The organism is Bacillus cereus group sp. MG1, assembly GCF_040460035.1.
GTDB lineage: Bacteria > Bacillota > Bacilli > Bacillales > Bacillaceae_G > Bacillus_A > Bacillus_A cereus.
In genome coordinates this window covers 1,839,602-1,859,112 of record NZ_JARVGY010000001.1, presented here as the reverse complement: position 1 = coordinate 1,859,112, position 19,511 = coordinate 1,839,602, and the positions used below count along the sequence as shown (strand labels likewise).

Sequence of the window (19,511 nt, the reverse complement as noted above, 5' to 3'; positions counted from 1 at the left end):
ATATATAAGTTGAAAAGATGTTAACTTACAAATTTGTAAGTTAGTTGTTAGAGAAATCGATGTTATGAGATTTTTCCCATTGGTAAAATAAAAGTATCAAAGGGGAGATAGGGAGGATGGAAGTAATGAAATCATTTCAAAATTTGTCATATAGTCAAGGGGTAAGCTTAATTTGTCTAGGGGGATTTGCTACATCTGTTACGTTAGCTGTTTTAATAAAGGTGTTTCATCAAATCTTTTAATTTTATAGTAGGGAAGGAATTGGTTGTTATCATTAGTAGGAACAGCAATGAAAATAAAAAATAGCTCTTAGCATGTATGTAAATGCTAAGAGCTATTTTTATGCTTGTTATATGTTATTTAAGCTTGCTTTTGTTTTACTGACCCTGTATTTAAAGTAAGAGCAAGGAAGAACATTGCAAGTACGCAAGATGCAAGTAATAAGATGAATCCGCCATCCCATCCGAATGCATCTACGATAAAGCCCATAGCTGCACTAGCGAAAGCAGCTCCGCCTAAGTAACCGAAGAATCCAGTTAAGCCTGCTGCAGTTCCAGCAGCTTTCTTTGGTGCTAAGTCTAGAGCGTGTAGACCAATTAACATAACCGGTCCGTAAATTAAAAATCCAATTGCGACAAGTGCGATACTATCAACCATTGGATTACCAGGAGGGTTTAACCAGTAAACAAGAACTGCGATAAATACACCGACCATAAATAGAATACCAGCAGGTGCACGACGTCCTTTAAATAGTTTATCACTCATCCATCCGCAAAGAAGTGTACCTGGAATACCAGCCCATTCATATAGAGCGTAAGCAGTACGTGAGCTACTATGAGTAAAGCTGTAGAGTAGGAAGCGAGCGCCTTGTCATATTGCTATGATAGGTTTCTCAAAACCCCTCACCGAACCGTACGTACTCCTCTCAGAGTATACGGCTCTCCATCAATTGCTTGTCAAAGTTATTTTTTTCTGTTTTTCGCTATAAGTTCTACTCTCATATCATAGTGAATTTCATTATGGCAATCCTCACATACGGCTAATGTTTTGCGTCTACGGGCAATCATTAATTTTTGCCATTTGGCTTTGCCTTTCTCAACATCTTTCATTTTTCGGACATGGTGCATTACTAAGTTAGAATCGGTTTTACCACAATGTTCACATTTGTTGGCTGACAACCTATCCATAAGACTAGTTGTTGACATATGAACTCTTGAGGCTAACAAGTTGTCGATGTTATTTTCTTGTGTTTTCATCTTAGTTATATCAACCGTTCTAAATCCTTCCCTGTAGAAAGAATGAGAGTGTTGTTTGCCTTTTTTATCTTTGTAATTGACTATGAATACACCGTTTTTGCAATATTTCCCCTTAATTTTTCCGATTGAGCTTTTATATTTATTGGCGAATGTTTTATACATGCTGTATTCTAGAACGTAACTGAATTTTTGGAGTACCGTTGAATTAACTGCATATTTGTAGTAGTTGTACATCCCTCTGATCTGTAATACATAATTATGTAGTATTTCCAAATCATCTAGGTGTGCCATTTCCGGTCTATGCTTTGGTTTCCAAGTTTCTTTCCCATTCACATACTTCATTTCTAAAACATTCAGGGCAAGTAATTTATTTCGCCATGTTTCATGGGGGATTTCAAGTCTTACTTTTAGATTGTGATGTCTTCTTTTTGCACCTTTCACCGAGTATTTGGTAAATAACTCGTTTCTAGTGATATTGACGTTGTACCCAAGAAATGTTGCTTTCTTGCTAGAGTGGGTGATAAGTGTTTTTTCTTCTGATAAAGTTAATTTTAATTCTTCATTGAGAAATTGAGCTATATCAGATTTAATGGCTTTGGCATCATCTTTACTGCCGATTATCATTACAATAAAGTCATCAGCATATCTAACATATTTTAGTGACTTAAATTTATCCGACATTGGATTGTAGTAGGGACGTTGTCCCCTTTCCTTAACCCATTCGTTGACTTGCTCGATTAATTCCTGAGCTTCATTGTGTTTACCTTGTTCTCTTAGTAAGTCTGCTTTCTTACGCCCTCTTTTTATTTTGAGGTGTAAGTATTGATATCTTTTATCAACTTCTCTGTCTTTTGGTTGACCTTTTCCGAACTTTTCAGCGTATTTTTCCATGTATATATCTAGTTCGTTTAGATATATGTTGGCAAGAAGAGGACTGAGAATCCCTCCTTGTGGTGTTCCACTGAATGTTTTGTGGAATTGCCAATCCTCCATGTACCCAGCTCTTAGGAACTTCCATATTAATCCGATGAGTGTTTCGTCATTGATACGTTTTCTTAGTAGGTTAATTAGGATATGGTGGTCGATATTGTCAAAGAAACCTTGAATATCACCTTCAATAAACCATTTAGTTCCATTACCACTCTTTTTAATTTGTTTCAAAGCTGTATGACAACCCCTATTTTTCCTGAATCCATGTGAGTTCTCAGAGAAGTTTGGTTCATAAATTGCTTCTAAGATATACTTTATTACTAATTGGACAAGTTTATCGTCAAATGTCGGTACCCCAAGAGGACGTTTTTTCTTACTCCCTTTTTTATCAATATATACTCGCTTAACAGGAGTAGGTTTATAGTTACCATTTTTAATGTTGTTGATGATTTTAGATACTCTATTTTTTGAGAAGCCATCAACAGTTTTACTTATGGTTCCTCTGGTCATATTACCTGGATTGGCATATATTTCTTGATAACCTTTATAGTAGAATTCTGGATTATAAAGATTTCTATATAATCTTTTGAACTTATAGTTTTCTTTAATAGTATTCTTCGACAAGGTGTTCAATACATAAACTGGATTTCTCATCAGCATCTCGCTTCCTTCCTGTTTATTATCATCATGAACTAATTGACTACCTTCCTTCGCCATCCTGATTTCACAACCATGACCTAACGTAATTTGTCATACGTTAGTGTGATAGGCTTTCCCTATCTCTGACTACTACGAAGGCTCCGTTACCATATGGAATATTCAAGAGCCACATTTCTTGGTTTTTACCTTGAAATCATCCTCTATAGCCATAAATGGCGCTTCCACTTAGGTAATCCCCATTTAGTACCTTGTAAATAGTTTGTAGTAATGTCGGTTGGGACTTTCAATCTTTACTAATGTACTTTAGTTGGTTCTCTAGTGTGAAACACACCTCTCTCCACAAAAAATAGATGAGCTGAACTAGAGACATATCGTTTCAATGTCTATTTCGATATGGTCGTCGATAAGACCCCTTGATTTATCCTTCACGCAGTTTAGCATTCAACCTTGTTTACCACGGTACACCTAGAAATTCAGTCGCACTCATGACATTAGAGTGACTTATCCCGTTGCAGCCATGCTACACTCCCCGCTCACTTTCGATTACGGATAAGGCTACCGGTGTCGGGTTGTTATCTTGTTTCACTTCACCCGCTGATTTACTAAATCAGAGTTTACAAGGCCCTTATGGGCGCACTTTTTCCTCTACTAAATAAGTAGGAGCCCAGTCTACAACGCCGTAACGTACGAAATATACGAAAACGTTCGCAATAGCGATGTACCATAAAAACTTATTGTTTAATACGTATTTAAATAAAATTTCCTTTACTGAAAGCTCGCGTTCGCGGTCTTTTACTTTTTCATCTGGTGGATATTCTCCAGTATGTTCTTCAATAGAAGGTAGTCCACAAGATTGAGGCGTATCTTTCATCGTAATTAATACATAAATACCAACTAAAATTGAAAGAATACCTGGGAAGTAAAAAATACTTTTCCAGTCATCTGCGAAGAAGTATAAGCCTAATGTTACAAGTGAAGGCATAAGCGCTCCGCCAACATTATGAGCGACGTTCCAAATAGACATTTTTGTACCACGTTCGCTAATAGAGAACCAGTGAACCATCGTACGACCACAAGGAGGCCATCCCATACCTTGTACCCATCCATTTAAAAACTGAAGTACAAACATAAGTATAATGCTCGTTGTAATGAAAGAAAATGAGCCGAAAATAATATTAATGATACCTGATAAAAATAGCCCAGCTGCTAAAAAGTAGCGAGGATTACAACGATCGGATACGATACCCATAAGAAATTTACTTAATCCGTAAGCGATAGAAACTGCTGAAAGGATAACCCCAAGTTCCCCTTTACTAAAGCCTTGCTCGATTAAGTATGGCATTGCTAGTGAAAAGTTTTTTCGAACAAAGTAGTAACCTGCATAACCGATGAAGATACCTAAGAATACTTGTAAACGTAATTTACGGTATTCGCTATCAACGCGATCAGCTGGTAAGCGTTCCGCGTGGGGCGCAGGTTTAAATAATTGTGTGAAAAACATAAAATGAAAATCCTCCCCTAATTAATTCGAAGCGTTTTAAGACAGAGAACATAAAAAGGCCATGAAATATAAAAAAGTTTCCTTTTTTATGATTCATAGCCGTGTACTCCGTTTCTCCGTGACTGTCAATATTAACTTCGTCGAAAATTATACAACTTTGTGACAAAAATGTAAACGTTTTTATGAATAAAAGTATTGACGGATTTTGTTCGTGGGATTAATATTTAAATACATTAAATATTTTATTGTTTAAATAAGAGGTGGATAACATGCCAAATGATATGACGCATATCGATAAAATTCAAGCTCTTGCCTTTTCGATTGGAAAGAAAATGCAGACGGAGTTATTAGAACAAATGCAAGCGACAGGACTTACACCACCGCAGTTTTATATTTTAAAGATTTTAGATCATTATGGGGCTTCAAGAGCGACAACATTAGCAAAAAAGATGTATGTGAAGCCTAGCGCGATTACAGTGATGATTGATCGTCTAATCGATCAAGAACTTGTAGAACGCTATCACGACAAAGATGACCGTCGCGTTGTCATCATCGAGTTAACGAAAAAGGGGAAAGCTAGAGTAGAAGAGGCAATGACAGCTCGTAACGAGCATATTGCAAAATACTTTTCACATTTAGAGTTGCAAGAAAGAGAAGATTTATTACGTCTCTTTGAGAAGTTAGAAACCATTATTTGCGGGACACAAGAGAAAAAAGAGAATAACTAAGAGGAATTGAGGAGATTACATGGAGCAACAAGAAAATCAAAATAGAAAGTTGTTGTTAATCGGTTTAGTAATCGCGATGCTATTTGCTGCATTAGATGGAACAATTGTTGGTACAGCAATGCCACGTATCGTCGGTGACCTAGGCGGATTAAGTTTAATGACATGGTTAACGACAGCTTATATGTTAACATCAACGACAGTTGTACCAATTGCAGGTAAATTAGCGGATTTACTTGGTCGTCGTAACGTATATATAACAGGGCTAGTTATTTTCATGATTGGTTCGGCGTTATGTGGTATGGCGAATGGTATGACAGAATTAATTATTTTCCGTGGTATTCAAGGTCTTGGTGGCGGTATTATGATGCCAATGGCTATGATTATTATTGGAGATATGTTCACGGGAAAAGAACGTGCGAAATGGCAAGGTATTTTTGGTGCGTTATACGGTCTTGCTTCTGTAATTGGACCGCAAGTTGGTGGTTGGATTGTAGATGCAGTGAATTGGAGATGGGTATTCTACATTAACTTACCGGTTGGTATTTTAGCAACAATCTTTATTGCAATGGGATTAAAATCGCATAAACAAACAGGACCAATTAAAATTGATATCGCTGGAATCTTTACGATGATTCTCGGTGTTGTAAGTTTATTACTTGCGCTAACGTTTGGCGGAAAAGATTATGCATGGGATTCTTGGCAAATTATCGGTTTATTTGCACTAGCTGTAATTGGTATCGTTAGCTTTGTTATCGTTGAAACGAAAGCTGAAGAGCCAATTTTACCAATGCATTTCTTTAAAAATCGCACATTTACAATACTGAATGCGATTGGATTCTTTATGAGTATTGGAATGTTCGGCGCGATTATGTTCGTACCATTCTTCATGCAAGGTATTGTAGGAGTAAGTGCTGCTGAATCAGGAACAATTATGACTCCAATGATGATTACAATGATTGTGATGAGTATTATCGGTGGGCAACTTGTATTAAAAGTTGGTGTAAAACCACAAATTATCGCAGGTATGCTTATTATGGCCGGTGGTTTCTGGTTATTAACAACGATGGATATGCACACAACGAAGCTTACAGCTACTTCTTATATGATGGTTATCGGTTTAGGAATGGGTCTTGTAATGCCGACATTAACATTAGCGTTACAAGAAAGCTTCCCGAAAAAAGACCTTGGTGTTGTAACATCATCAAGTCAGTTCTTCCGACAAATCGGTGGTACATTTGGTATTACAATTTTAGGATCAATTATGAATAACACTTCAGGTACGACATTAACAAAGAATTTAGTACCTGTATTAGATACATTCCCGAAAGAAGCGGGACAAATGGTAACGAAATTTAAAGATATGATTCACACAGATCCACAAGGTTTATATTCGATGCTATTTAGCCCAGAGGCATTAAAACAAATGCCAGAAGCGTTCGCTAACAGTATTGTACCTATTTTGAAAAACTCTTTAGTAGACTCGCTTCATACTGTATTCTTAACAGGATTAGTATTTATCGTAGTAGGTGCCATCTTTACGATTTTCTTACAAAAAATTAAATTATCAGATCGTAAAAAAGATGCTAAAGAGCCTGTTGTAGAAGAAAAAGAAAAAACTGTATCATACTCGTAATGAAGAAGCATCGCCTTATGGCGGTGCTTTTTTGAGTATAACCTTAAAAGCTTTTTAGTGAGAAATGATTGACGTATTTTTAGAAATACGTTATATTATTTTCTGTAAACGGTTACATGAAATGAGGAGAAAAGAGAATGAGTACGATCAAAGACGTTGCGAAATTAGCGGGAGTATCTGTTGCGACCGTTTCCAGAGTTCTAAATAAAAATGGATATGTTCACGAAGATACATTAAAAAAGGTAGAACGTGCAATTGAGATGTTAGATTATAAGCCTAGTACAGTAGCGCGTTCACTGTATAATAAAAAGTCTCGTTTAATTGGCTTAGTTGTTCCAAATATCGTGAATCCATTCTTTCCGGAAGTTGCACGTGCCGTAGAAGATGTAGCACATAAACAAGGTTACACAGTTGTCCTTTGTAACTCTGATGAAAGTTTAGAAAAAGAGAAACAATATATTGATGTGCTTAGACAAAATAATGTAGATGGATTTATTGTAGCAACGAATCCACAAAATAGTGTTAATTACATGAATGTATCTGTTCCAGTTGTTGCGATTGACCGTATGTTTAATGAGCGTATTCCTACTGTATATGCAGATAACTATGCAGGAAGTCAGGCTGCGACAAAGTTGTTACTAGATAAAGGATGTAAACATATTGCACATATTCGCGGTCCACGTGATGTGAGTACTGCAAATGAACGCTTTGAAGGTTTTGTAGACGTTATTACGCAAAATAATCTTTCGTATATGATTGCAGAGAGTACGTTTGATCCAGCAAATAGTGAGCTTGTAGCGATGGAATTATTAGAAGAATACCCGCATATTGATGGTATTGTTGCTGGGAATGATTTAATTGCGATCGGTATTGTAAAGGCTGCACTTCAAAAGGGGATTGTCATTCCAAATGATTTACAAATTATCGGATTTGATGGCATTTCTTTAACGGAAATGATGTATCCATCTATTACAACAGTTGCACAACCGATATATGAAATGGGGAAAATTGCAACAGAGTTGTTGTTAGAGCAAATGGAAGGAAATACATTAGAAGAGAAACATTATCGTTTGCCGATTGAAATTATAGAACGAAATACAACGAAGTAAGGAGATGAAACAGATGCCAAATATTGCAGTAGTAGGGAGCATTTCAATGGACTTAGTGGCTGTTTCAAAAAAACGGCCGAAAGCAGGAGAAACAGTAATTGGTGAAGCGTTTCATACAATTCCAGGAGGGAAAGGAGCAAACCAAGCAGTTGCTGCAGCTAGATTAGGAGCAAATGTAGCAATGGTTGGAGCGGTAGGAAATGATGATTATGGAACAGTAGTTAGAAAAAATCTAGAGAACGAACGCATTTTTATCGATTATGTGGTACCGGTTACAGATAGAACGACAGGAATTGCTCATATCGTTTTAGCAGAAGAAGATAACAGTATTGTTGTCGTACAAGGGGCAAATGCTCTTGTAAATAAGTCAGTTGTAGATCGCTCCAAAGAACTTCTTGTAAAAGCGGATATGGTTGTTCTTCAACTAGAAATTCCACTTGAAACAGTAAAATATGTATTGGCTATTTGTGAGGAACATAATATTCCTGTTATGTTAAATCCAGCGCCAGCACAAGTTTTATCAGAAGACATTTTAGAAAAGGCAACTTATATTACGCCAAATGAACATGAGTGCCGCATCGTATTAGATGATTTCATCTCACCAATTGAAGATTTATTGGCGAAGTATCCAAATAAATTATTGATGACAGAAGGTTCTAACGGTGTTCGTTTCCATAATGGCACGGAGATTGTACATGTTCCTAGCATTGCTGTTGATGTAGTGGATACAACTGGAGCTGGTGATACATTTAATGGTGCGTTAGCAGTTGCACTTTCTGAAGGAGAGACACTTCAAAAAGCAATTCGTTTCGCGAATATTGCCGGTGGTCTTTCTGTAACGAAACTTGGGGCGCAAGGCGGCATGCCAACGAGAGATAAAGTACGTGAAGTGCAGGTGATTGTTGGATGAAGAAACACGGCGTATTAAACAGTGAGATTGCATCAATCCTTGCTTTACTTGGGCATACGGATACGATTGTAATTGCTGATTGCGGTTTACCAATTCCTGACGGAGTAAAAAGAATTGATTTAGCTGTTGAAATTGGAAAACCTAGCTTTTTAGATGTATTGCAAGTGGTAGCTGATGATATGGCAATCGAAAAAGTGACGTTAGCAGAAGAAGTCATTATAAATAATGCGGAAGTAAATAAAGAAATAGAGCAGAAATTAATAGAGCCAGCATTTGAGTATGTATCTCATGAGCAATTTAAAGAGCATACAAAGAAAGCGAAGGCGATTATTCGTACAGGCGAGGCTACGCCTTATGCAAATGTAATTTTACATGCAGGCGTGATTTTTTAATAAAGGGAAGTGATGGGAATGCATATTGAAATGAAAAACATTTCAAAGGCGTTCAATGGAAATCCTGTTTTGAAGAATGCACAGTTTATGATTGAAACAGGAGAAGTCCATGCATTGATGGGGGAAAATGGAGCGGGTAAATCAACGCTCATGAAGATTTTAACAGGTGTATACAAAAAAGATGGTGGGACAATCACGATCGATGGGCAAGAGCGCACCTTTAAAAATGCGAAAGAAGCTGAAGAGTACGGCATCGCATTTATACATCAAGAACTAAACATATTGCCGAATTTAACAGTAGCTGAAAATATGTTTCTCGGCAAAGAGTTAATGTATGGGAAAACAGGTATTTTACGCACTCGACAAATGAACGCGATTGCGCAGCAGCAACTAGCGGAGTTAGGGTTGCATGTAAGAGGCGCTATGTTAGCAGAGGAATTATCGGTTGGACAACAGCAAATTATCGAAATTGCGAAAGCATTAATGACAAACGCGAGCGTTATTATTATGGATGAACCTACTGCGGCACTGACGGATCGTGAAATCGAAACGCTCTTTACAGTAATCAATAAGTTACGTAAAGAAGGTGTTTCATTCGTGTACATTTCGCATCGTATGGAAGAGATTTTCTCAATATGTGATGCTATTACGATTTTGCGTGATGGAGAATTCGTCGGAAAGAGATTAATTCCAGAAACATCATTTGATGAAGTAGTGAGTATGATGGTGGGGCGCAGCATTGGTGAACGTTACCCAGAGCGAAATAGTCAAATTGGTGATGTCATTTTTGAAATGCGTAACGGAACGAAGAAAGGGAAATTTGAAAATGTTTCGTTTCAAGTGAGGAAAGGTGAAATCCTTGGTGTAGCTGGTTTGATGGGGGCTGGTCGCACTGATATTATGAAAGCGATATTTGGTTATGAACCTTTAGACTCTGGACAAATTTTTATAAATGGACAAGAAGTAAAGATTGATAGTCCAATAGATGCAATTAGACAAAGAATTGCTTTCATTACAGAAGATAGAAAGTCTGAAGGATTAGTGTTAGATTTTTCAATTCGAGAAAATTTAGCTTTACCAAATTTAGAAAGTCTTTCAAAGGGAAGTGTTCTAAGCAACGAGCTAGAACAACAGTTTACGGCGGATATGATGAAACTTCTTAATGTGAAAGCATCTAGCGGAGAGCAGGCAGTGAAATCTCTTTCTGGTGGAAATCAGCAAAAGGTTGTAATCGCAAAATGGCTAGGCATTCATCCGCAGTTACTCATTTTAGATGAACCAACAAGGGGTGTTGATGTTGGAGCGAAAAAAGAAATTTACTCTATTATGAATAAGCTTACGGAGCAAGGAGATGCCGTTATTATGGTATCATCTGAGCTTCCAGAAGTTTTAGGGATGAGTGATCGTGTTCTTGTTATTCATGAAGGAAAAGTAGGCGGAATTTTAGGGAAAGATGAGGCATCACAAGAGTCTATTATGGCACTAGCTACAGGGGGAGAGTAAGGATGACTAAGAAGGGGAATGTATTACAACAACTCGGTTCTTTAATCGGTTTAGTATTAATTATCGTCGTAATTACAGCTTTAAATCCAGCGTTTATTGAAATTCCAAATTTATTTAATATACTGCGTCAAGTATCGATTAATGCGCTTATTGCATTCGGAATGACCTTCGTAATTTTAACAGGGGGTATTGACTTATCGGTAGGTTCTATTTTAGCATTATCAAGTGCACTTGTTGCTGGAATGATGGCAAGTGGCATGGATCCGTTCCTTGCAATGGCAGTTGGATTATTAGCAGGTCTTGTAATGGGAATTGTAAACGGTATCATCATTGCGAAAGGAAAAGTAGCTCCATTTATTGCAACTTTGGCAACAATGACTATTTTTCGTGGGTTGACGCTTGTTTATATGGACGGACGTCCGATCACTGGTCTTGGTGATCATTTAATGTTCCAAATGTTTGGCCGCGGTTATTTTCTTGGTATTCCGGTACCAGCTGTTACAATGATGATCGCTTTCGCAGTACTGTACTTCATTTTGAAGAAAACGACATTTGGTCGCCGTACATTTGCAATTGGTGGAAATGAAGAAGCAGCAGCACTATCAGGTATTAATGTTACGAGAATTAAAGTAATGATTTACGGTCTTTCCGGAATTTTGGCAGCGCTTGCAGGTATTGTCTTAACATCACGATTAGATTCTGCACAGCCGACTGCAGGTACTTCTTATGAATTAGATGCAATTGCAGCAGTTGTATTAGGTGGAACAAGTCTTTCTGGGGGAAGAGGATGGATTGTTGGTACATTCATCGGTGTACTTATTATCGGTGTATTAAATAACGGTTTAAATTTATTAGGTGTATCTTCTTTCTTCCAACAAGTTGTAAAAGGACTTGTAATCTTACTAGCTGTATTAATTGATCGCAGAAAAGAAGCGTAATGGAGGGACAGTTCATGAAGAAATGGTTACTTATACTCGTTGCATGTATTATGGTCATTACTGCTGGTTGTTCAATGGAACCGCCAGAATGGGCAAAGGATTCTAGCGATAAAGGTCGAAATAAAACTATTAAAGTTGGATTCTCTGTTTCAACTTTAAATAATCCCTTTTTTGTAACTTTGAAAAAGGGTGCAGAAAAGAAAGCGAAAGATAGTGGCATCGAATTAATTGCTGTTGATGCACAAAATGATGCAGCAAAGCAAACGAACGATGTTGAAGATTTAATTCAAAAGGGTGTCGATGTAGTTGTTATTAATCCGACCGATTCAGATGCTGTTGCTTCAGCAGTAAGTGCGGCAAATGCAGCAAATGTTCCTGTTATTACAGTAGACCGCGTTGCGAATTCAGGTAAGGTTGTTTCTCACATTGCTTCTAACAATATCGAAGGTGGTCAAATGGCTAGTGATTACATTCGTGAATTAGTTGGCGAAGGAGCAAACGTTGCTGAGTTAGAAGGAATCCCTGGATCTTCCGCTGCTCGTGAACGTGGGAAAGGATTCCATAACGTAGCCGATAAGTCTTTAAAAGTAGTTGCAAAACAAGCAGCTGATTTTGATAGAGCGAAAGGATTATCTGTTATGGAAAACATTTTGCAAGCAAATGGTGATATTAAAGCCGTGTTTGCGCATAACGATGAGATGGCATTAGGTGCACTTGAAGCATTGAAGTCTGCTGGAAAAACAGATGTAGTCGTTGTTGGATTTGATGCAACAGACGATGCAGTGAAAGCGGTTAACGATGGGCGTATGGCTGCAACAGTTGCTCAAAAACCGGAATTAATCGGGGAGAAGGCGATGCAAACAGCAAAAGAGATAACACAAGGTAAAAAAGTGGACAAATCTATTCCGATTGAATTAGAGCTTATTAAGAAAAATAAATAAATATAAAATGAAAATTAGGAAGGAAGAACAACAAATGAAATTCTTTATTGATACAGCAAACGTTAACGAAATTAAAGAGGCAAATGAATTAGGTGTATTAGCTGGAGTAACGACAAATCCATCACTTGTAGCAAAAGAAGGCGTAGACTTCCACGAACGCATTCGTGAAATTTGCAACGTTGTAGAAGGACCTGTAAGTGCAGAAGTAATTAGCTTAGAAGCTGATAAGATGATTGAAGAAGGAAAAGAACTAGCGAAGATTGCTCCAAACGTTGTAGTAAAAGTTCCAATGACAACAGAAGGTTTAAAAGCAGTAAAAGCGTTCTCTGATTTAGGAATTCGTACAAACGTTACATTAGTGTTCTCAGCAGTTCAAGCATTACTTGCAGCTCGTGCTGGTGCAACATACGTTTCACCATTCTTAGGTCGCTTAGACGATATCGGTCATAACGGTATGGACTTAATTCGTCAAATCGCAGAAATCTTTGCAATTCATGGCATCGAAACAGAAATCATTGCAGCATCTGTACGTCACAGTGTTCACGTAACTGACGCAGCATTAAACGGTGCACATATTGCAACAATCCCAGCAAACGTAATTGCTTCATTAGTGAAGCACCCATTAACAGATCAAGGAATTGAGAAATTCTTAGCTGATTGGGAAAAAACACAAGAGAAATAATAGAAAAGCAAGAATCCTAGTTTAATTGACTAGGATTCTTTTTTTATTTAAAAGAATTTTCATGCAATTTTGCATATTGTCTTTTAAATTTGTTATATAAGATATTTAATATATATCACATAACTCTTTATTTTTCATATTTCGACATAAAGTGAAACTTTAATCAGTGGGGGCTTTGTTCATCCCCCCACTGATTATTAATTGAACCAAGGGATAAAAAGATAGAGGGTCTGACCAGAAAACTGGAGGGCATGATTCTATAACAAAAAGCTTAATGTTTATAGAATTATGTCTTTTTATATAGGGAGGGTAGTAAACAGAGATTTCGACAAAAACGCACTAATTTATCTGAATTTTAAGTTTTATAAAAGGGGAGAAATGGAATGAGAAGAAAAGCACCATTTAAAGTGTTGTCATCATTAGCAATTGCGGCAATTATCGGATGTACATCTGTAATGAGTGCTCCGTTAGCATATGCAGAAACGGCAGCAAAAAAGAAAGATAATGTATCTACAACACCAATTGATTACAATTTAATTCAAGAAGATCGTTTAGCGGAAGCACTTAAAGAAAGAGGAACAATTAATCCATCATCTTCTAAAGAAGAGACGAAAAAAGCTGTTGAGCAATATATTGAAAAGAAACAAGGAGATCAGGCGAATAAAGAAATTCTTCCAGATGCTCACTCACAAGAAACGTCTGATTTCACAAAAAAAGTAAAAGAGAAAAAGATGGAAGAAAAGGAAAATGTAAAAAAGGCTGAAAAAAATGTTAGCCTTGAGCAAAAGCCAGAACCAAATAAAAATCAATTGAATGGGCAAGTTCCAACTTCAAAAGCAAAGCAAGCTCCATATAAGGGATCTGTTCGATCAGATAAAGTATTAGTGCTACTCGTTGAATTTAGTGATTATAAACATAATAATATTGATCAAACACCAGGTTATATGTATTCGAAAGACTTTAGTAGAGAACATTATCAAAAGATGTTGTTCGGTAATGAGCCGTATACTTTATTTGATGGTTCAAAAGTAAAAACGTTTAAACAATACTATGAAGAGCAGTCTGGTGGTAGTTATACGACAGATGGATATGTAACGGAGTGGCTAACTGTTCCAGGAAAAGCATCTGATTATGGAGCTGATGGTAGCAGTGGGCACGATAATAAAGGTCCGAAAGGTGCACGTGATTTAGTGAAAGAAGCTTTGCATGCAGCTGCTGAGAAAGGACTAGATTTATCTCAGTTTGATCAATTTGATAGATATGATACAAACGGGGACGGGAATCAAAATGAACCTGACGGTGTAATTGATCATTTAATGGTAATCCATGCTGGTGTTGGTCAAGAAGCTGGTGGCGGTAAATTAGGTGATGATGCGATCTGGTCACATCGTTCAAAATTAGCAGTAGATCCAGTAGCGATTGAAGGTACGAAATCAAAGGTAGATTACTTTGGTGGTAAAGTAGCAGCACATGATTACACAATTGAACCAGAAGATGGAGCTGTAGGTGTGTTTGCACATGAATTTGGACATGATCTTGGATTACCAGATGAATATGACACGAAATATACTGGAAATGGTTCACCAGTCGAAGCTTGGTCATTAATGAGTGGAGGTAGTTGGACAGGGAAAATCGCAGGAACAGAGCCGACTAGTTTTTCACCACAAAATAAAGACTTCTTACAAAAGAATATGGGTGGCAACTGGGCAAAAATATTAGAAGTAGATTACGATAAAATTAAGAGTGGTGTGGGAGTTCCTACCTATATTGATCAAAGTGTTACGAAATCAAATCGTCCAGGCGTTGTACGTGTTAACTTACCAGGTAAAAGTGTTGAAACGATTAAACCGGAGTTTGGAAAGCATGCATATTATAGTACAAGAGGCGATGATATGCATACAACGTTAGAGACACCATTCTTTGATTTAACAAAGGGAACAAATGCAAAATTCGATTATAAAGCAAATTATGAGTTAGAAGCAGAGTGCGATTTCGTCGAAGTACATGCAGTAACAGAAGATGGAACGAAGACGTTAATTGATAGACTTGGAGAAAAAGTAGTCCAAGGAGATAAAGATACAACAGATGGGAAATGGATTGATAAATCATATGATTTAAGTCAATTTAAAGGCAAAAAAGTGAAACTACAATTCGACTATATTACAGATCCGGCTGTAACATATAAAGGTTTTGCGATGGATAATGTAAATGTAACTGTTGATGGACAAGTTGTATTTTCTGATGATGCAGAAGGACAGTCTAAAATGAATTTAAATGGTTTTGTTGTTTCTGATGGGACAGAGAAGAAAGCTCATTACTACTACTTAGAATGGAGAAACTATGCGGGATCAGATAATGGATTAAAAGCAGGAAAAGGTCCAGTGTATAATACAGGTCTTGTCGTTTGGTATGCAGATGATAGTTTTAAAGATAACTGGGTTGGGATGCATCCAGGTGAAGGATTCCTTGGTGTTGTTGACTCTCATCCAGAAGCGCTAGTTGGTAATTTAAACGGGAAACCAGCATACGGTAATACGGGCATGCAAATTGCAGATGCTGCATTTTCATTTGATAAAACACCAGCATGGAGTGTAAATTCATTAACACGTGGTCAGTTTAACTATTCTGGATTACAAGGTGTTACAACTTTTGATGATTCAAAAGTATATAGTAACAAGCAAATTGCAGACGCAGGAAGAAAAGTTCCAAACCTTGGACTTAAATTCCAAGTTGTTGGACAGGCAGAAGATAAATCGGCAGGTGCTGTTTGGATTAAACGTTAATAACATAAAAGCACATTCTTCATATGAAGAGTGTGCTTTTTAATTTGTACAGTAAGTTATTATTTTAGTTTATGTAATACAAGTTTTTATTCATGTGTAGTGTATCAAATTATGTGGGGAAAGGAAATATTTCCGAGGAAATTGTCGAAGTATCGTCAGTATTTATAAACTTTCTGTTTAAAAGAAGAGATGTATTATTGCCTTTACGGCTCAATTTATTTACATTGTTATTTGGTTATACACAAAAGTAATATATTCGGCAGTAAAAGAGCGCTATTGGATAGTGTTCTTTTTGTAGATAGAAAGGAGTTGAGTTAAATGAAAGAAATAATTGAATGTCCACAGTGTGAAGGAGAGATTACTGCGCAACATATTATTGATCTCCCGCATCCTTTTTCATTCAGATGTCCACACTGCAAGGTGAGGTTAAAAGAAATGAGAATCACACCGTGCTTAATATTAGCAGCAATTTGTATCATTCCACTGTTTATTATAATTGGAGAGAGTATTAAGGAATTACTAGTAAAATATTTTTCTATTATAGATGATGTACCAACTGTACTTATTTTCTTCTTATTTTGTTATCCATTGTATTATTTCTATGAAAAATATAATGCTATATTGTTTATTAAATACGGCTTATTGAAAGTTAAAAGTTGAATTGAATAGGAGATTATCATAATGCTTTGGAAAATATATTTAGTTATTGTAGCAATGTTAGCTATTATTTCGTTAGTAAGGGGCATGTTTCAAACACCAATTCAAAAGTTTGACTTTGTAGTTTCTATTATTACGTGGATAGGGCTCTTTGGTTTTGTATTTGATATACAAATATTAACCTCAATTGTTTGGAAATGTATCTTCTTGTTTAGCGTCATTTGGACTTTAACTGCAGTTTTTGTTTTTCGTTTATATGAAGAGCGAGATGAGCCGTTACCTTTTATATTTAAAGTAATTGGAATTATTCCAACGCTTCCATTATATTACGGATTATATCAATATGCATTTAAAAAAAGACAACGATGGATTATCCCATCATTGTCTTTTTTACTTTGCTTCTTACATAAATCATCCCAGCAAATGTTAATAAAAATGCTGTCCCGATAATGAAGCTGATGCTAGGTGATGCTCCGATTGCGCCGACTGTAAAGGAGCCAGCAACAACTCCTAATGAGAAGAAGGCATAAAATAATCCGAATGCCTTTCCGCGATTATCGTCTGTAGTATTTTCAACGAGTAAAGCGTTAATAGACGGGAAGAGGATTGCGAATCCAATTCCATAAATCATCATTACGATAAAGAGCATACCTTTTGTAGCAAATAATCCGAGTAAAGATAATGCGAATGCCATAACTGCAATTCCGATTAGCATTAGTTTCGAACGATTAAATCGATCGTAAATACGATTTGTTGGAAGCAAGAAGAAGAGGATAGCAGTTATACCAAATACACTTAACATCATGCCTGTTGTGGATGCTTTAAGCGCTAATGCCTCAACTTTTACTGGTAACATATAAGTGACAATTCCTTGTGAAAACATTAATGTGAAAGCACCAATATATGCTTGTAATAACGGTTCTGATTTTAAAAGTTCAACCATATCTTCTTTGTTCATCATTTGCGTTCTTGATGTATCTTTTCTTGATACGTTATTTGGTAAGAAGAATAGAGATACGATCGTACCAAGAGCCATTAAAATAGAAATAGTAATGAAGACCCATTCTACGCCAGCTGTTGCTTTCATAATACCGCTGAAAGCCGGTCCTACGATTGCGGCTGTTCCAACAGCAGCACCAGATAGAGCCATTGCTTTTCCTTGTTTTTTTGCAGTTGTTTGTTTTGATAAAAATGTAAAGGCAGCAGGAATTAAAAAGCCATCACTAAATCCATGCATAAAGCGAACAACTAATAGTTGTTCACCACTTTGAACAACGGTGTATAACAAGACTATGAAACTCGTAATTCCCATGCTTATATAAAGGATTTTTTTTGCACCAAATTTATCGACAGCTGCTCCAGCAATAATATTACCGATCATATTAGCGAATGAGTACATACCGACAACTAGCCCGATAATAAGAGGGGTTCCTCCAAGGCTTTGAGCGAAAGTACTCATAATAGGTAATTGTGAAAATGTATCTAAAAATGCCACGATAACGATAAAGTAAATAAAATATTTCAAGCGATATTCACCTCTCCTATGCTATTATGGCATAATGCTAATTTCACCTGCAATGAAATTGAATTAACAGATGTGGAAAAAAGTACAAAGTGACAAAATATTGAACGTTATTTGTAAAAAATTAGTAGAGATGCGATTGTTTTTTTGAAATATATGGATAGAAGTATTATAATAGAATTGTAAACTTCACCAGGTTAAGTATATACATAGAGAGGGATGTATAAAATGAAAGCACTACTTTGGCATAATCAACGTGATGTACGAGTAGAAGAAGTACCAGAACCAACAGTAAAACCAGGAACAGTGAAAATCAAAGTTAAATGGTGTGGTATTTGTGGGACAGACTTGCATGAATATTTAGCAGGGCCTATTTTTATTCCAACAGAAGAACATCCATTAACACATGTGAAAGCACCTGTTATTTTAGGTCATGAGTTTAGTGGTGAGGTAATAGAGATTGGTGAAGGAGTTACATCTCATAAAGTGGGAGACCGCGTTGTTGTAGAACCAATTTATTCTTGTGGTAAATGTGAAGCTTGTAAACATGGACATTACAATGTTTGTGAACAACTTGTTTTCCACGGTCTTGGCGGAGAAGGCGGCGGTTTCTCTGAATATACAGTAGTACCAGAAGATATGGTTCATCACATTCCAGATGAAATGACGTATGAACAAGGTGCGCTTGTAGAACCAGCAGCAGTAGCAGTTCATGCAGTACGTCAAAGTAAATTAAAAGAAGGGGAAGCTGTAGCAGTATTTGGTTGCGGTCCAATTGGACTTCTTGTTATCCAAGCAGCTAAAGCAGCAGGAGCGACTCCTGTTATTGCAGTTGAACTTTCTAAAGAACGTCAAGAGTTAGCGAAATTAGCAGGTGCGGATTATGTATTAAATCCAGCAACTCAAGATGTGTTAGCTGAAATTCGTAACTTAACAAATGGTTTAGGTGTAAATGTTAGCTTTGAAGTAACAGGTGTTGAAGTTGTACTACGACAAGCGATTGAAAGTACAAGCTTCGAAGGACAAACTGTAATTGTTAGTGTATGGGAAAAAGACGCAACAATTACTCCAAATAACTTAGTATTAAAAGAAAAAGAAGTTATTGGTATTTTAGGATACCGTCACATCTTCCCAGCTGTTATTAAATTAATTAGCTCTGGTCAAATTCAAGCAGAGAAATTAATTACGAAAAAAATTACAGTCGATCAAGTTGTTGAAGAAGGATTTGAAGCACTTGTAAAAGATAAAACACAAGTGAAAATTCTTGTTTCACCTAAATAAGATAGAATCGAATAGAGTAGCCCTTTTCTAGAAATAGAAGAGGGCTACTTTTTTTCTATACTGAAAGGTGATAGACTTTCCTTTG

At 36.6% G+C, this 19,511-nt stretch carries 15 protein-coding genes and 3 pseudogenes; 14 read left to right on the top strand and 4 right to left on the bottom strand.

Features of this window, described 5'->3' with window-relative positions; all coding sequences use genetic code 11:
- Positions 1-125 precede the first annotated feature (125 nt).
- Complete coding sequence (locus tag QCI79_RS09715) at positions 126-242, top strand: DUF4027 family protein (RefSeq protein WP_000834734.1); 117 nt, start codon at positions 126-128, stop codon at positions 240-242.
- Between the two features lie 118 nt (positions 243-360).
- On the opposite strand, the pseudogene QCI79_RS09710 reads toward QCI79_RS09715, so the two are convergent.
- The 3 genes and pseudogenes from QCI79_RS09710 to QCI79_RS09700 form a co-directional block, all read right to left on the bottom strand.
- Positions 361-828, bottom strand: a pseudogene (locus tag QCI79_RS09710) (MFS transporter); the annotation flags it as partial.
- 134 nt (positions 829-962) lie between these two features.
- Positions 963-2,840 (bottom strand): reverse transcriptase domain-containing protein, encoded by a 1,878-nt coding sequence (locus QCI79_RS09705; protein WP_309009745.1) that lies wholly within the window; start codon positions 2,838-2,840, stop codon positions 963-965.
- Positions 2,841-3,483: 643 nt separating this feature from the next.
- Positions 3,484-4,347 (bottom strand): annotated as a pseudogene (locus QCI79_RS09700) (MFS transporter); the annotation flags it as partial.
- 269 nt (positions 4,348-4,616) lie between these two features.
- On the opposite strand from QCI79_RS09700, the gene QCI79_RS09695 reads away from it, so the two are divergent.
- From QCI79_RS09695 to QCI79_RS09640, 12 genes and pseudogenes are all read left to right on the top strand, one after another.
- A complete protein-coding gene (locus QCI79_RS09695; RefSeq protein ID WP_001132365.1) occupies positions 4,617-5,075 on the top strand; it encodes a MarR family winged helix-turn-helix transcriptional regulator in 459 nt (152 codons plus the stop codon).
- A 19-nt stretch (positions 5,076-5,094) separates the two neighbouring features.
- Positions 5,095-6,708: an MDR family MFS transporter gene (locus QCI79_RS09690; RefSeq protein ID WP_000437646.1), complete on the top strand. Its 1,614-nt coding sequence runs from the start codon at positions 5,095-5,097 to the stop codon at positions 6,706-6,708.
- Between the two features lie 137 nt (positions 6,709-6,845).
- Complete coding sequence (gene rbsR, locus QCI79_RS09685; RefSeq protein WP_000104056.1) at positions 6,846-7,817, top strand: ribose operon transcriptional repressor RbsR; 972 nt, start codon at positions 6,846-6,848, stop codon at positions 7,815-7,817.
- 13 nt (positions 7,818-7,830) lie between these two features.
- Positions 7,831-8,727: a ribokinase gene (gene rbsK / locus QCI79_RS09680; protein ID WP_001132870.1), complete on the top strand. Its 897-nt coding sequence runs from the start codon at positions 7,831-7,833 to the stop codon at positions 8,725-8,727.
- Complete coding sequence (gene rbsD / locus QCI79_RS09675) at positions 8,724-9,119, top strand: D-ribose pyranase (RefSeq protein WP_000716154.1); 396 nt, start codon at positions 8,724-8,726, stop codon at positions 9,117-9,119. Before rbsK ends, rbsD begins: the two co-directional genes overlap by 4 nt.
- 18 nt (positions 9,120-9,137) lie before the next feature.
- Positions 9,138-10,622 (top strand): ribose ABC transporter ATP-binding protein RbsA, encoded by a 1,485-nt coding sequence (gene rbsA / locus QCI79_RS09670; protein ID WP_002100767.1) that lies wholly within the window; start codon positions 9,138-9,140, stop codon positions 10,620-10,622.
- Between the two features lie 2 nt (positions 10,623-10,624).
- Positions 10,625-11,560 carry an ABC transporter permease subunit gene (locus QCI79_RS09665; RefSeq protein ID WP_000162129.1) on the top strand — a complete coding sequence of 312 codons (936 nt, stop codon included), beginning with the start codon at positions 10,625-10,627 and terminating at the stop codon, positions 11,558-11,560.
- Positions 11,561-11,574: 14 nt separating this feature from the next.
- On the top strand, positions 11,575-12,501 hold the full coding sequence (rbsB, locus tag QCI79_RS09660) for a ribose ABC transporter substrate-binding protein RbsB (protein WP_000758974.1): 927 nt from the start codon (positions 11,575-11,577) through the stop codon (positions 12,499-12,501).
- A 34-nt stretch (positions 12,502-12,535) separates the two neighbouring features.
- Entirely contained in the window at positions 12,536-13,183 is a 648-nt protein-coding gene (gene fsa / locus QCI79_RS09655; protein ID WP_000667698.1) for a fructose-6-phosphate aldolase, read from the top strand.
- A gap of 383 nt (positions 13,184-13,566) precedes the next feature.
- Positions 13,567-15,966: a M6 family metalloprotease immune inhibitor InhA2 gene (gene inhA2, locus QCI79_RS09650; protein ID WP_001252962.1), complete on the top strand. Its 2,400-nt coding sequence runs from the start codon at positions 13,567-13,569 to the stop codon at positions 15,964-15,966.
- Between the two features lie 318 nt (positions 15,967-16,284).
- Positions 16,285-16,626 carry a hypothetical protein gene (locus QCI79_RS09645; RefSeq protein WP_000658667.1) on the top strand — a complete coding sequence of 114 codons (342 nt, stop codon included), beginning with the start codon at positions 16,285-16,287 and terminating at the stop codon, positions 16,624-16,626.
- Between the two features lie 21 nt (positions 16,627-16,647).
- Positions 16,648-16,974: pseudogene (locus QCI79_RS09640) on the top strand (hypothetical protein); the annotation flags it as partial.
- Between the two features lie 19 nt (positions 16,975-16,993).
- Here QCI79_RS09640 and QCI79_RS09635 read toward each other — a convergent pair.
- On the bottom strand, positions 16,994-18,148 hold the full coding sequence (locus QCI79_RS09635) for an MFS transporter (protein ID WP_000873276.1): 1,155 nt from the start codon (positions 18,146-18,148) through the stop codon (positions 16,994-16,996).
- A 225-nt stretch (positions 18,149-18,373) separates the two neighbouring features.
- Between QCI79_RS09635 and bdhA the strand changes: the two genes are divergently transcribed.
- On the top strand, positions 18,374-19,426 hold the full coding sequence (gene bdhA / locus QCI79_RS09630) for a (R,R)-butanediol dehydrogenase (protein ID WP_000645827.1): 1,053 nt from the start codon (positions 18,374-18,376) through the stop codon (positions 19,424-19,426).
- The last annotated feature ends 85 nt before the right edge of the window (positions 19,427-19,511 follow it).

Bases quoted from the DNA above. Each gene is read 5' to 3' on its own strand.
- QCI79_RS09715 (WP_000834734.1), top strand. From the start codon at position 126: ATGAAATCATTTCAAAATTTGTCATATAGTCAAGGGGTAAGCTTAATT.
- QCI79_RS09705 (WP_309009745.1), bottom strand. From the start codon at position 2,840: ATGAGAAATCCAGTTTATGTATTGAACACCTTGTCGAAGAATACTATT.
- QCI79_RS09695 (WP_001132365.1), top strand. From the start codon at position 4,617: ATGCCAAATGATATGACGCATATCGATAAAATTCAAGCTCTTGCCTTT.
- QCI79_RS09690 (WP_000437646.1), top strand. From the start codon at position 5,095: ATGGAGCAACAAGAAAATCAAAATAGAAAGTTGTTGTTAATCGGTTTA.
- rbsR (WP_000104056.1), top strand. From the start codon at position 6,846: ATGAGTACGATCAAAGACGTTGCGAAATTAGCGGGAGTATCTGTTGCG.
- rbsK (WP_001132870.1), top strand. From the start codon at position 7,831: ATGCCAAATATTGCAGTAGTAGGGAGCATTTCAATGGACTTAGTGGCT.
- rbsD (WP_000716154.1), top strand. From the start codon at position 8,724: ATGAAGAAACACGGCGTATTAAACAGTGAGATTGCATCAATCCTTGCT.
- rbsA (WP_002100767.1), top strand. From the start codon at position 9,138: ATGCATATTGAAATGAAAAACATTTCAAAGGCGTTCAATGGAAATCCT.
- QCI79_RS09665 (WP_000162129.1), top strand. From the start codon at position 10,625: ATGACTAAGAAGGGGAATGTATTACAACAACTCGGTTCTTTAATCGGT.
- rbsB (WP_000758974.1), top strand. From the start codon at position 11,575: ATGAAGAAATGGTTACTTATACTCGTTGCATGTATTATGGTCATTACT.
- fsa (WP_000667698.1), top strand. From the start codon at position 12,536: ATGAAATTCTTTATTGATACAGCAAACGTTAACGAAATTAAAGAGGCA.
- inhA2 (WP_001252962.1), top strand. From the start codon at position 13,567: ATGAGAAGAAAAGCACCATTTAAAGTGTTGTCATCATTAGCAATTGCG.
- QCI79_RS09645 (WP_000658667.1), top strand. From the start codon at position 16,285: ATGAAAGAAATAATTGAATGTCCACAGTGTGAAGGAGAGATTACTGCG.
- bdhA (WP_000645827.1), top strand. From the start codon at position 18,374: ATGAAAGCACTACTTTGGCATAATCAACGTGATGTACGAGTAGAAGAA.